The sequence below is a fragment of the Klebsiella sp. HC6 genome, assembly GCF_022605325.1.
Taxonomy (GTDB): Bacteria; Pseudomonadota; Gammaproteobacteria; order Enterobacterales; family Enterobacteriaceae; genus Klebsiella; species Klebsiella terrigena.
In genome coordinates this window covers 419042-431446 of sequence record NZ_CP093276.1, presented here as the reverse complement: position 1 = coordinate 431446, position 12405 = coordinate 419042, and the positions used below count along the sequence as shown (strand labels likewise).

General features: G+C 56.3%; 16 protein-coding genes. 5 read left to right on the top strand and 11 right to left on the bottom strand.

All coding sequences use genetic code 11. The features are described 5' to 3' along the window. Positions 1-48: 48 nt before the first annotated feature. From rpsL to fkpA, 6 genes are all read right to left on the bottom strand, one after another. A complete protein-coding gene (rpsL, locus tag MMW58_RS01965; RefSeq protein ID WP_045854063.1) occupies positions 49-423 on the bottom strand; it encodes a 30S ribosomal protein S12 in 375 nt (124 codons plus the stop codon). 124 nt (positions 424-547) lie between these two features. Beyond that, positions 548-835, bottom strand: coding sequence for a sulfurtransferase complex subunit TusB (tusB, locus tag MMW58_RS01960; RefSeq protein WP_133600021.1), 288 nt, complete (start codon positions 833-835; stop codon positions 548-550). 7 nt (positions 836-842) lie between these two features. Then, complete coding sequence (gene tusC, locus MMW58_RS01955; protein WP_241722682.1) at positions 843-1202, bottom strand: sulfurtransferase complex subunit TusC; 360 nt, start codon at positions 1200-1202, stop codon at positions 843-845. Further along, positions 1202-1588 (bottom strand): sulfurtransferase complex subunit TusD, encoded by a 387-nt coding sequence (gene tusD / locus MMW58_RS01950; protein ID WP_133600022.1) that lies wholly within the window; start codon positions 1586-1588, stop codon positions 1202-1204. The genes tusC and tusD overlap by 1 nt, the downstream gene beginning before the upstream one ends. After that, complete coding sequence (locus MMW58_RS01945; protein ID WP_004868391.1) at positions 1588-2310, bottom strand: helix-turn-helix transcriptional regulator; 723 nt, start codon at positions 2308-2310, stop codon at positions 1588-1590. The genes tusD and MMW58_RS01945 overlap by 1 nt, the downstream gene beginning before the upstream one ends. A gap of 368 nt (positions 2311-2678) precedes the next feature. Next, a complete protein-coding gene (gene fkpA, locus MMW58_RS01940) occupies positions 2679-3509 on the bottom strand; it encodes an FKBP-type peptidyl-prolyl cis-trans isomerase (RefSeq protein ID WP_041142977.1) in 831 nt (276 codons plus the stop codon). A 222-nt stretch (positions 3510-3731) separates the two neighbouring features. Here fkpA and MMW58_RS01935 point away from each other — a divergent pair, with 222 nt between their 5' ends. Next, positions 3732-3950: a protein SlyX gene (locus MMW58_RS01935; RefSeq protein WP_041142978.1), complete on the top strand. Its 219-nt coding sequence runs from the start codon at positions 3732-3734 to the stop codon at positions 3948-3950. A gap of 81 nt (positions 3951-4031) precedes the next feature. Here MMW58_RS01935 and slyD read toward each other — a convergent pair whose 3' ends face one another. The 4 genes from slyD to kefG form a co-directional block, all read right to left on the bottom strand. After that, positions 4032-4631 (bottom strand): peptidylprolyl isomerase, encoded by a 600-nt coding sequence (gene slyD / locus MMW58_RS01930; protein ID WP_041142979.1) that lies wholly within the window; start codon positions 4629-4631, stop codon positions 4032-4034. Positions 4632-4725: 94 nt separating this feature from the next. Beyond that, the gene (locus MMW58_RS01925; RefSeq protein ID WP_013364433.1) at positions 4726-4926 is read right to left on the bottom strand and encodes a YheV family putative zinc ribbon protein; all 201 of its coding nucleotides are present in this window, start codon (positions 4924-4926) and stop codon (positions 4726-4728) included. 13 nt (positions 4927-4939) lie between these two features. Further along, positions 4940-6745, bottom strand: coding sequence for a glutathione-regulated potassium-efflux system protein KefB (gene kefB, locus MMW58_RS01920; protein ID WP_159237880.1), 1806 nt, complete (start codon positions 6743-6745; stop codon positions 4940-4942). After that, a complete protein-coding gene (gene kefG, locus MMW58_RS01915; protein WP_045854058.1) occupies positions 6732-7298 on the bottom strand; it encodes a glutathione-regulated potassium-efflux system ancillary protein KefG in 567 nt (188 codons plus the stop codon). The genes kefB and kefG overlap by 14 nt, the downstream gene beginning before the upstream one ends. 172 nt (positions 7299-7470) lie before the next feature. Between kefG and MMW58_RS01910 the strand changes: the two genes are divergently transcribed. The 4 genes from MMW58_RS01910 (at position 7471) to MMW58_RS01895 (ending at position 11718) form a co-directional block, all read left to right on the top strand. Continuing rightward, positions 7471-9375: an ABC transporter ATP-binding protein gene (locus MMW58_RS01910; protein WP_241722681.1), complete on the top strand. Its 1905-nt coding sequence runs from the start codon at positions 7471-7473 to the stop codon at positions 9373-9375. Between the two features lie 199 nt (positions 9376-9574). Then, the gene (locus MMW58_RS01905; RefSeq protein ID WP_041142983.1) at positions 9575-10597 is read left to right on the top strand and encodes a hydrolase; all 1023 of its coding nucleotides are present in this window, start codon (positions 9575-9577) and stop codon (positions 10595-10597) included. After that, on the top strand, positions 10594-10812 hold the full coding sequence (locus MMW58_RS01900) for a YheU family protein (protein ID WP_041142984.1): 219 nt from the start codon (positions 10594-10596) through the stop codon (positions 10810-10812). The genes MMW58_RS01905 and MMW58_RS01900 overlap by 4 nt, the downstream gene beginning before the upstream one ends. Positions 10813-10848: 36 nt before the next feature. Then, entirely contained in the window at positions 10849-11718 is an 870-nt protein-coding gene (locus MMW58_RS01895; protein WP_041142985.1) for a phosphoribulokinase, read from the top strand. A 57-nt stretch (positions 11719-11775) separates the two neighbouring features. Here the strand turns inward: MMW58_RS01895 and MMW58_RS01890 are convergent, their stop codons facing one another. Then, positions 11776-12180 carry an OsmC family protein gene (locus MMW58_RS01890; protein ID WP_041142986.1) on the bottom strand — a complete coding sequence of 135 codons (405 nt, stop codon included), beginning with the start codon at positions 12178-12180 and terminating at the stop codon, positions 11776-11778. Between the last annotated feature and the right edge of the window lie 225 nt (positions 12181-12405).

The window sequence follows — 12405 nt, the reverse complement described above, 5'->3', positions numbered from 1 at the left end:
AGTTTGACATTAAGGTAAAACAGTTTGGCCTTACTTAACGGAGAACCATTAAGCCTTAGGACGTTTCACGCCATATTTGGAGCGAGATTGCTTACGGTCTTTAACGCCGGAGCAGTCAAGCGCACCACGAACGGTGTGGTAACGAACACCCGGAAGGTCTTTTACACGACCGCCACGGATCAGGATCACGGAGTGTTCCTGCAGGTTGTGACCTTCACCACCGATGTAGGAAGTCACTTCAAAACCGTTGGTCAAACGCACACGGCATACTTTACGCAGTGCGGAGTTTGGTTTTTTAGGAGTGGTAGTATATACGCGAGTACATACGCCACGTTTCTGCGGGCAGGCTTCCAGTGCAGGCACGTTGCTCTTTGCAACTTTGCGTGCGCGTGGTTTGCGTACCAGCTGGTTAATTGTTGCCATTAAATAGCTCCTGGTTTTAGCTTTTGCTTCGTAAACATGTAATAAATCGCCTCAGATAATATGAGGACGCAGAATTCTAGGGCGGTGCCGAAAAGGTGTCAAGAAATATACAACAATCCTGCCATTACCAGGCCAACTGTCCAGGGTGTTTGAGCGCCAGTCTGACGAAATCAGTATAGCCAACCCTGATGACACTGCCCGCAATTTGCCCCGTCAGGCCGCGGGCTTCAATATCATCCTGCAGCGCATGGATGGTTATGGGGGCGGAAAGCAGGATTTCAAGGTAGCGCCCGCCGGCGGCTGCCGCGATGACGCCATCGGAAAGCAGCAGCAGATCGTCGCCATCCTTTACCAGACGCAGCATCGCTGCCAGATCGGTATGCCATGGGGAAACGCTAAGAGTGTGGAGCATAGTGGCCTCAGAAGCGCAGGATCACGTTGAAATCATCGAGCCGGGCACGCAGCACCTCTGGCTCCAGCCACTCGCCGTCTATGACCCACTGCGTGGAGGGCGACAGACCGCGCTCGCGGGCAGAAGCGGCGCACATCCAGCACTGTTCGATATCATACAGAGAGAGGAGCTTAAAGGTTGCGATATAGTCGCGGGCCAGAATGGCCCCTGGCCGCTGCTCCGGCAGCAGCTGAAACACGCCGTCGCCGATAAAGAAAACGCCGAGCTCATCGGTCAGCGCTGAGGTAGCCAGCAGCGCATCCAGGCCTTCCCGGCCAGACGCGGAGCCATGAGGCGCGGAGGAAAAAACAAAGGCAACGCGTTTCATCAGAACTGCACCATCCGATCGCAGGTTAATGCAGCTTCCGCCAGCGCCCCAAGGCCGCTGAGCGTGAATCCGGGTTGCAGATTATGCGCGGACAAACCAAGCTGCTGCGCCTCATGCTCGTCCGTCACCCCGCGTCTCAGCGCCGCCGCAACGCAGATATGCAGCGAAACAGCATGCGCTTCGTGTAATTTTTGCCATGCCCGCACGAGGTCAAACTCATCGTTGGCGGGAGCGGTCAGGTGATTCGCGTTATAGACGCCTTCGCGATAGAAAAAGACGCAAATCAGCTCATGCCCCTCCTCCAGCACGGCCTGCGCAAACTGCCAGGCGCTGCTGGCCTGCTGCGTACCGTAGGCCGGGCCCGTCACCGTAATGGCAAAACGCATTACTTATCCAGACCCTGGAAATCACCGCTTTTGAACTGGCGGATATAGAGATACACCGTGTGCTTCGAGATATTCAGGCGATCGGCAACCTGGTTAATAGCATCCTTGATATCAAAGATCCCTTTCTCGTAAAGATTCAGGACGATCTGACGATTTTTGGCGTTATTGGAAACGTTGCGATCGGCATTTACTTCTTCAATCGTAAACTCGAGGGTTTGCGCGACCAGATCGTCAACCGATGAGGCAAAGTTGACCTGCGAGTTCACTTCCGGCGTTTCCGGCGGAATAAAGGTGCTCATGATCTGGGAGAACGGGACATCGAGGTTCATGTTAATGCACAAAAGGCCGATAACCCGGTGCTCACGGTTGCGTATCGCAATCGTCACCGACTTCATCAGCACTCCGCTTTTAGCGCGAGTAAAATAGCATTTGGAAACGCTGCTATCAGCTCCAGTCATATCGTGCAGCATACGCAGCGCCAGGTCAGTGATTGGCGAGCCGATTTGACGACCGGTATGTTCACCGTTGGCGATGCGAATGGCGGAACATTTCAGATCCTGTAAAGAATGCAGCACGATTTCACAGTGGGAACCAATGAGCATCGCTAACCCGTCCACCACCGCTTCATAGGATTTTAGGATATCGAAGTCGGTCTGGTCGAAAGGACGTTGATCCAGCAGGTCAAGCTCGCTGGTTTCGTTGGTTAAAAGCGACCTGGACATGAAAAAAAGCACTCCTTTTCAGGAGCCTGTCATTTTTTACACAAAACCGTTCAAGGTACGCCAAGGCGGCAAATCTGAGACAAATTCGTCAGCAGCGAATTTGACCAGCCGAAGGCTGGCTCTTGTAAGAGACAAGGTTATCTCTTATCGATACCCAGGACCGAATCCAGTAAGAGGCTGGAGTCAGCAAATGCAGCCAGCTCAGAGGCAGCTTGAAGGATGAGGTGTAGCTTGTCAGGGCAGGCTCATCGTCATTAATAAGATTAAGCTATCTAAAGTAATACAGCGCTTGAGGCACTTTCCAGTTTTAATTATATCTGCCCCAAATAAAAAAGCCGCCGCCTTTGAGGGCGGCGGCGTCAATTCCATTACTTCTTAGCGTCTGCGCTCGCTGCATCCGCTTTTGCGTCTGCGGCAGCTTCAGGTTTCGCATCCGCTTTCGGAGCCGGTTTGATATCCAGCAGCTCTACGTCGAAGACCAGGGTAGAGTTAGCCGGGATACCCGGAACGCCGGTTTTGCCGTATGCCAGATCCGGTGGGATAACCAGCTGGATTTTACCGCCTTTCTTAATGTTCTTCAGGCCTTCAGTCCAGCCCGGGATCACGCCGTCCAGACGGAAAGAGAGCGGCTCACCGCGGGTGTAGGAGTTATCGAACTCTTTACCGTCGATCAGCGTCCCTTTGTAGTTCACAACCACGGTATCGCTGTCCTTCGGTGCGTCACCGGTACCGGCTTTCTCGACTTTATACAGCAGGCCAGATTTAGAGGTTTTCACGCCCTTCTCTTTAGCGAAGGTGTCGCGATAGGCTTTGCCTTTAGCATCGTTCTCAGATGCATCTTTTTCCATTTTTTGCTGAGCAGCAGTTTTCACACGAGTTTCAAATGCTTGCAGAGTCTGTTCGATTTCCTGATCGGAGAGTTTGCTCTTATCGGCAAATGCGTCCTGCACGCCAGCGATCAGCTGATCTTTATCCAGTTTAATGCCCAGTTTTTCTTGTTCTTTCAGGGAGTTTTCCATGTAACGTCCCAGCGATGCACCCAGCGCATAAGCAGATTTCTGATCGTCATTTTTAAATGCCGATTTGCTTTCCGTTGCAGGTGCCGTCTTTGCAGCGGTATCCGCAGCAAAGGTCAGCGGTGCATTCAGCGCGACGGCCATCGTGGTCGCCAGCAGCGTTACTTTAAACAGTGATTTCATCCATTTCTCCAGGGCCGGGGCATCTCACCCCAGGGTTAGCGTAAAAAGCAAAAAATGTACTATAGAACGTTGCAGGACAAATCTACATACGGACGTACCTGAATATCGCCTCTTTTCAGACTATTTTTGTATGAATTAGTTTCCTGTCCGGCGTTACGATGCTGCACGAATGCTGAAAATTCAGTAGAATCCGCCCGCGAGATAAGACAGAAGAGGTTACTCATGCACGATAGCAAACTGGAGACTCGCCTGGCGGAGCTGGAAAGCCGGCTGGCGTATCAGGAAATCACCATTGAAGACCTCAACAAGACCGTTACCGCCCATGAGATCGAAATGGCAAAGATGCGTGAACATATGCGTCTGATGGTAGAAAAGCTGAAGGCGACGCAGTCATCGTATATCGCATCGCAGTCTGAAGAGACGCCGCCTCCACATTATTAAGGCGTAAAAAAAGCGGGTTTCCCCGCTTTTTATCGCCAGCAGCGCTAGCCAACGCGCCTGCGGCTTGTAAGACGACAGCTCTTAGTGACAGCCGCAGCCGCCGTTACCGCCACAGCCGCCTTTGCCATGTTCGTGACCGTGGTCGTGGTCATGGCTGTGACCGTGGCCACCGCAGCATCCGTCATGATCGTGGTCATGGTCGTGATCGTGACCATTCGCGCCGTGCACGTGACCGTGTTCCAGCTCTTCAGCCGTCGCTTCACGAATCGCCACAACTTCAACGTTGAACTTCAGGTTTTGGCCAGCCAGCATGTGGTTACCGTCAACAACTACGTGCTCGTCGTCAACTTCGGTAATTTCAACCGGTACCGGACCCTGATCGGTTTCCGCCAGGAAACGCATGCCAACCTGCAGCTCATCAACGCCCATGAAGACGTCTTTAGGAACGCGCTGAACCAGGTTTTCGTCGTACTGGCCGTACGCATCGTTCGCGCCGACAGCAACGTCAAATTTGTCGCCCACTTCATGACCATCCAGCGCAGTTTCCAGGCCGGAAATCAGGGAACCGTGACCATGCAGGTAGTCCAGCGGCGCGCTTACCGGAGACTCATCAACCAACACACCGTCTTCTGTACGTACCTGATAGGCCAGGCTGACCACCAGGTCTTTTGCTACTTTCATGATATCTCCTGAGCATGGGAAGAATAGTGGCGCAGATTGTAGCGGAATTCTGCAGCCGTGTACCCTCTAGCTTAAAAAAAGGCGACAGATAACGCTAGTCCGGATGAAAAATGCCGATCACTTGTTCGTCTTTACGTACGTGCTCGCGGGCCTCTTTATCCGCCTCGCGCATCTGGTGTCCGCACTTAACACACTCAACAATATCGACATTATTTTCCCGCCACATTGCCAGAGAATCCTGGGCCTGGCACGCCGGGCATTTTGCCCCGGCGATAAAACGTTTACGCACTGCCATAATGATTTACCCTTTATTCAAACTCATCCCAGCCGTCAAGCTGTCTGCTCTCTTTCTGCATTTCACGCTCAAAAATCTCCTCCAGCTCCCGCCGGGCTTCCCGCACGCGCGATATCTGCAGAGTATCAGTATGTACCGGCATTAACTCTCGCAGCATTCGCATATCCAGACGACGGAAGTGCAGCTGCGCGCGCTGCGCCTGATGCGGATGCATTCCGACGCTGACCAGCGCCTTGCGCCCCAGCTCCAGCGCGCTGGAGAAGGTTTCGCGCGAGAACTGCGCCACGCCAGCCTGCAGCAGCTCATGGGCCTCTACGCGGCCCCGCGCTCGCGCCAGAATATGCAGATGCGGGAAATGCTGCTGGCACATCTCAACCAGCTTCATGGTATCTTCCGGCTCGTTGCAGGTAATCACGATTGACTGCGCATCTTCCGCGCCCGCCGAGCGCAGCAGCTCCAGCTGCGTCGCATCGCCGAAGTAAACCTTATAGCCATATTTACGCATCAGGTTCACCGCGCTAATGTCGCGCTCAAGCACGGTAATGCGCATCTTGTTGGCCATCAGCAGACGGCCAATAACCTGACCAAAGCGGCCGAAGCCGACGATAATCACCTGCGGTTTATCATCCTCAACCCACGGCGCTTCGTCCTCTTCCTCCGGCTGGTTAAAGCGTCGGGAGAGCACGGAATCAATCAGGGTCATCAGCAGCGGCGTGGTCATCATCGACAGCGTAACCGTGACCAGCAGCAGCGCCATCTGATCATTTTCGAACAGCCGCAGCGAAGCCGGTAACGAGAACAGCACGAAGGCAAACTCCCCGCCCTGGCTCAGCACTCCGGCAAACTGCATCCGCTCCGAGCTGCGAAGGCCGTACACCCGCGCCAGAACGTACAGCACGAGAGCTTTCACCATCACCAGCGCCGCGACGCTCGCGGCAACCCACAGCAGATGGGTGTAGAGAACGCCCAGATTTAGCGCCATGCCAACGGAGATAAAAAACAGGCCGAGCAGAAGACCTTTAAAAGGCTCAATGGCGATTTCCAGCTCGTGGCGATATTCGCTTTCTGCCAGCAGCACCCCGGCGATAAAGGTCCCCAGCGCCATCGACAGGCCGAGTGCATCCATAAACAGCGCCGAACCCAGCACCAGCAGCAGCGTCGCGGCGGTAAAAACCTCCCGCACGCCGGAGGCAGCGATAAAGCGGAACACCGGCCGCAGCAAAAAGCGGCCGCCGATCAGCATGCCGGCAAAGGCCAGCACCTTCATCCCTATCGTCACCCAATCAAAGCGATCGTCGCCGGAGCCGGCCAGCAGCGGCACCAGCGCCAGCGCGGGGATCACCGCCAGGTCCTGAAACAGCAGAACGGAGAACCCCAGCTGTCCGGACTCACTGCGGCTCATCCCCTTCTCGCGCATCAGCTGCAGCGCCATCGCCGTAGAGGACATCGCTAAGCCAATCCCGCCGACAATCGCCGCCTGCCACGTGAATCCGGTGACCATCAGCAGGCCGCCGAGGATTGCCGCGCTGCACAAAACCTGGGCCGCGCCAACGCCAAAGATGGAGCTTCTCAGGCGCCAGAGCTTCGACGGGTTGAGCTCGAGCCCGATGATAAACATCAGGAACACCACGCCCAGCTCGGAGAAATGAAGAATTTCATCGACGTCGCTGATGAACCCCAGCCCCCACGGGCCAATGGCGATCCCGGCGAGCAGATAGCCAAGTACCGCGCCAATGCCCAGCCGGGCGGCCAGCGGTACCGCGACGACGGCGGCGAACAGAAACAGCACGCCAGCCAAAAGCAGATCAGCTCCCGCCATTTATTACTCCTCCTGCCGCGATGGGGTTGGCCAACCAGTCACGATAGGCGCGCGCATGGCTTTTCAGATCGGCGGGCGATTGCCGGCGGGCCCAGTAGACAATAATCGGGCTCATCCAGTGCATCCGGCACATGCCGGCAGTCAGTTCGAAAGGACGCAGAATATCGTTCATTGGATAGCGGTTAGCGTCGCGACGGTAGGCGCTTTCCGGCTCGCCGGTGGTGATCACGCTACGCCAGTACTTTCCCGCCAGCTGATTTCCCCCGGCGCCGCTGGCAAAGCCGCGGCTCAGCACTCTGTCCAGCCACTCTTTTAGCAGCGCCGGACAGCTCCACGTATAGAGCGGATGCTGGAAAACAATCACCTCATGCTGACGCAGGAGATCCTGCTCCCAGGCAATATCGATAAAAAAATCGGGATAGTGTGCGTAAAGATCGTGCACGGTAACGTTCGGCAGCTGTAAGGCCGGTTCAAGCAAAACCCGGTTGGCCACGGAATCCTGAGATTCTGGGTGGGCATACAGCAGCAAAACCTTCGCTGTCTGAGACATCATTCCCCTCCCAACGTCTTGTAGTGGCCTGAACAACGGCTGCGCCTCAACGCAACCAGAATGACTTTGTGTATCGTCTTCATTTTGGGCTACCATTGCGGCCCGGTGGAGCTATTTGCTACCACATTACATTATCATAATGACAAATTAACATAGTCTGAACATACGGCGCCTTATGATTGTTTTCTCCTCGTTACAAATTCGTCGCGGCGTACGCGTCCTGCTGGACAACGCCACCGCTACCATCAACCCTGGCCAAAAGGTCGGTCTGGTGGGCAAAAACGGCTGCGGTAAATCCACGCTGCTATCGCTTTTGAAAAACGAGATTAGCGCCGACGGCGGCAGTATGACCTTTCCGGGCAACTGGCAGCTGGCGTGGGTTAATCAGGAAACCCCTGCTCTGGCGCAGCCGGCCATTGATTATGTTATTGACGGCGATCGGGAATATCGCCAGCTCGAGGCTGATTTAAATCAGGCCAACGAGCGCAACGACGGTCACGCCATTGCGACGGTACACGGTAAGCTGGACGCCATTGACGCCTGGACCATCCGCTCACGCGCCTCGAGCCTGCTGCACGGCCTGGGCTTCAGCAACGAACAGCTGGAGCGCCCGGTGAGCGACTTCTCCGGCGGCTGGCGCATGCGCCTCAACCTGGCGCAGGCGCTGATTTGCCGCTCCGACCTGCTGCTGCTGGATGAACCGACTAACCACCTCGATCTCGATGCGGTGATCTGGCTGGAAAAGTGGCTCAAAAGCTATACCGGCACGCTGATCCTTATCTCGCACGATCGCGATTTTCTCGATCCTATCGTCGATAAAATTATACATATCGAACAGCAAAATATGTTCGAGTACACCGGCAACTACAGCTCGTTCGAAATACAGCGCGCCACCCGTCTGTCGCAGCAGCAGTCGATGTATGAAAGCCAGCAGCTGCGCGTCGCCCATCTGCAAAGCTATATCGATCGCTTCCGCGCCAAGGCCACCAAGGCGAAGCAGGCCCAGAGCCGTATTAAAATGCTGGAGCGCATGGAGCTTATCGCCCCGGCCCACGTCGATAACCCGTTCCACTTTAGCTTCCGCGCGCCGGAAAGCCTGCCCAACCCGCTGCTGAAAATGGAAAAAGTCAGCGCCGGCTACGGTGAACGCATTATCCTCGACTCGATCAAGCTGAATTTGGTTCCCGGCTCGCGCATCGGCCTGCTGGGGCGCAACGGCGCCGGTAAATCGACGCTCATCAAGCTGCTGGCCGGCGAGCTGCAGCCGCTGCAGGGCGAAGTAGGGCTGGCAAAAGGGATTAAGCTGGGCTACTTCGCTCAGCATCAGCTGGAGTTTCTGCGGGCGGATGAATCGCCGCTGCAGCACCTGGCTCGTCTGGCGCCGCAGGAGCTGGAGCAGAAGCTGCGCGACTATCTCGGCGGCTTCGGTTTCCAGAGCGATAAGGTCAACGAAGCAACCCAGCGCTTTTCCGGCGGCGAAAAAGCGCGCCTGGTGCTGGCGCTGATCGTCTGGCAGCGCCCTAATCTTCTGCTGCTCGATGAACCGACTAACCACCTTGACCTCGATATGCGCCAGGCTTTAACCGAAGCGCTGATTGATTTCGAAGGCGCGCTGGTGGTGGTCTCGCACGATCGCCACCTGATCCGTTCGACCACCGACGATCTCTATCTGGTCCACGACGGCAAGGTTGAGCAGTTCGACGGCGATCTGGAAGATTACCAGCAGTGGCTGAGCGACTCGCAAAGGCAGGAGAGCCAGTCGTCCGACGCGATCAAAGATAACGGCAACAGCGCCCAGTCCCGCAAGGACCAGAAGCGCCGGGAAGCGGAGCTGCGCACCCTGACTCAGCCATTGCGCAAAGAGATTACCCGTCTTGAGAAAGAGATGGATAAGCTCAACGCCCAGCTCGCGCAGGCGGAAGAGAAATTAGGCGACAGCAGCCTGTATGACGCATCCCGCAAAGCGGATCTGACCGCCTGCCTGCAGCAGCAGGCCAGCGCCAAATCAGGTTTGGAAGAGTGCGAAATGGCCTGGCTGGAGGCGCAGGAACAGCTGGAGCAGATGCTGCAGGAAGGCTAAGCCCTGCGGGCCGAGCGCGCGGCCTCGACGGTTCACTGGCAATGAGCTTTCGGGGCCACTCTTCATGCCGCAAAAGGCCCTATAGCACCCGCTCTTTTTCGCGTAATCTCCACCAACTGGCCGCAAGACCACATATTGGCTAACCTGCGCACTGCATGCGCGGTATAGTGTTTATAAGATTATTAATTGCTCTGGTGCTATGGTTGAAATCACCCCTACAGAAATGACGCCCCCCGAAGACGACTCGCGCGAGTTTCACCCGATGCGCGGCGTGGGTAATCGTCATCTGCAAACCATGCTGCCGCGACTGATCCGCCGCAAACTGGGCTTTACTCCACACTGGCAGCGCCTTGAACTCCCCGACGGTGATTTTATCGATTTGGCCTGGAGCGAAGATCCCGAATCAGCCCGCCATAAGCCGCGGCTGGTGGTTTTTCACGGTCTGGAAGGAAGCCTGCACAGCCCTTACGCTCACGGTCTGATCCACGCGGCAATGCAGCGCGGCTGGCTCGGCGTGGTGATGCATTTCCGCGGCTGTAGCGGCGAGCCTAACCGTAATAACCGCATCTACCACTCCGGAGAGACGGAGGACGGCACCTGGTTCCTGCGCTGGCTGCAGCGCGAATTTGGTCCCGCGCCTACCGCCGCCGTCGGCTATTCGCTGGGCGGCAATATGCTCGGCTGCCTGCTGGCAAACGAGGGCGACAGCGTCCCGCTCGACGCGGCGGTCATCGTGTCGGCTCCGTTCATGCTGGAAGCCTGTAGCTACCATATGGATAAAGGCTTCTCCCGCGTCTACCAGCGCTATCTGCTTAACCTGTTAAAAGCGAACGCCGCGCGCAAGCTGAAAGCCTACCCGGGCTCACTGCCGGTTGATTTACGCCAGCTCAAAGGCATGCGGCGCATTCGCGAGTTTGACGATACCATCACCGCCAAAATTCACGGCTTTGCCGATGCGCTGGACTACTATCGCCAGTGCAGCGCGATGCCGCGCCTGAGCGATATCACGAAACCCACGCTGATCATTCACGCGAAAGACGATCCGTTCATGGACCATCATTCCATTCCGCCGCAGGAGCAGCTGCCGGCCAACGTCGAGTACCAGCTGACCGAACAGGGCGGGCACGTCGGGTTTGTCGGCGGCACGCTGCGCAGGCCGGAGATGTGGCTGGAAAGACGGATCCCGGACTGGCTAACGCGCTGGCTGGAAGGAAAAAAATGATTATTCCCTGGCAGGATCTGGATCCCGAAACGCTGGATAACCTGATTGAAACCTTTGTGTTGCGCGAAGGCACCGATTATGGTGAACATGAACGCTCGCTGGCCGATAAGGTTGCCGATGTAAAACAGCAGTTGAAAAGCGGAGAGGCCGTACTGGTGTGGTCAGAGCTGCACGAGACGGTCAACATCATGCCCCGCAAGCAGTTCCACGGCTAAGGCGGCGCCACACCATCGTTTAATCTGGGAGTTGATATGTCTGCCAAACATCCGGTGATTGCCGTCACGGGCTCCAGCGGCGCGGGAACCACCACCACCAGCCTCGCCTTTCGCAAAATCTTCGCCCAGCTGAACCTGCGTGCCGCCGAAGTCGAGGGCGATAGCTTCCATCGCTATACCCGCCCGGAAATGGACATGGCGATCCGCAAAGCGCGGGATCAGGGGAAGCACATCAGCTATTTTGGTCCGGAAGCGAACGACTTCGGCCTGCTGGAAAACACCTTTCTCGAATACGGACGCAGCGGAACCGGCCAGTCGAGAAAATATCTGCATACCTATGACGAGGCCGTGCCGTGGAATCAGGTACCGGGCACCTTCACGCCCTGGCAGCCGCTGCCGGAGCCGACCGACGTCCTGTTTTACGAAGGGCTGCACGGCGGCGTTGTCACCCCGCAGCACAACGTGGCGCACAATGTCGACCTGCTGGTGGGCGTCGTACCCATCGTCAACCTGGAGTGGATCCAGAAGCTCATCCGCGATACCAGCGAGCGCGGGCACTCCCGCGAAGCGGTGATGGATTCGGTCGTCCGCTCAATGGAAGATTATATTAACTTCATCACCCCGCAGTTCTCGCGTACCCATATCAACTTCCAGCGGGTTCCCACCGTTGATACGTCGAACCCCTTCGCCGCGAAAGGTATTCCCTCGCTGGATGAAAGCTTTGTGGTGATCCACTTCCGCAACCTGCAGGATATCGACTTCCCGTGGCTGCTGGCGATGCTGCAAGGGTCGTTTATCTCACATATCAATACGCTGGTGGTACCGGGCGGCAAAATGGGGCTGGCGATGGAGCTGATCATGGCGCCGCTGGTTGAACGGCTGATGGCGGGGAAAAAGATCGGTTAAGCCGGTAAACACCCCGGCTGCGCGACGCAAACCGGGGCGACGGGCTGGCCTTTCGGCTTAGCCCTCGATAACCTCGTACGAATGCGTGATATTTACCGCTTTTTGCAGCATCAGCGCCACCGAGCAGTATTTCTCCGCCGACAGGTCTACCGCGCGCGAAACGACCGCATCCTTCAGCTCGCGGCCGGTCACGATAAAGTGCAGGTTGATGTGGGTAAACAGGCGCGGCGCCTCTTCCCGACGCTCTGAGGTCAGCTTCACCTCACAGTTGGTCACATCGTGACGTCCTTTCTGCAAAATTGAGACCACGTCGATGGCGCTACAGCCGCCGGCGGCCATCAGCACCATTTCCATCGGGCTCGGCGCTTTATCCCCGGAGTTACCGTCCATCAAAATCTGGTGGCCGGAGGCCGACTCACCGATGAAGGTTAACCCTTCCACCCATTTCACACGAGCTTGCATAAAATTTAACTCCAAGGTTGCAATTTTCCTGACAGATTACGCGCACATAACAAATCTCGCAACGGAAGGCGACCTGCATCATGCTGAAGCGAGACACCAGGAGACACGCGGCAAAAGCTATGCTAAAACAGTCAGGATGCTACAGTATTACATTGATGTACTGCATGTATGCAGAGGAATTCACATTACAGGCTGAAGAAAAATCACCAGCCAGCTTCCCAGGCA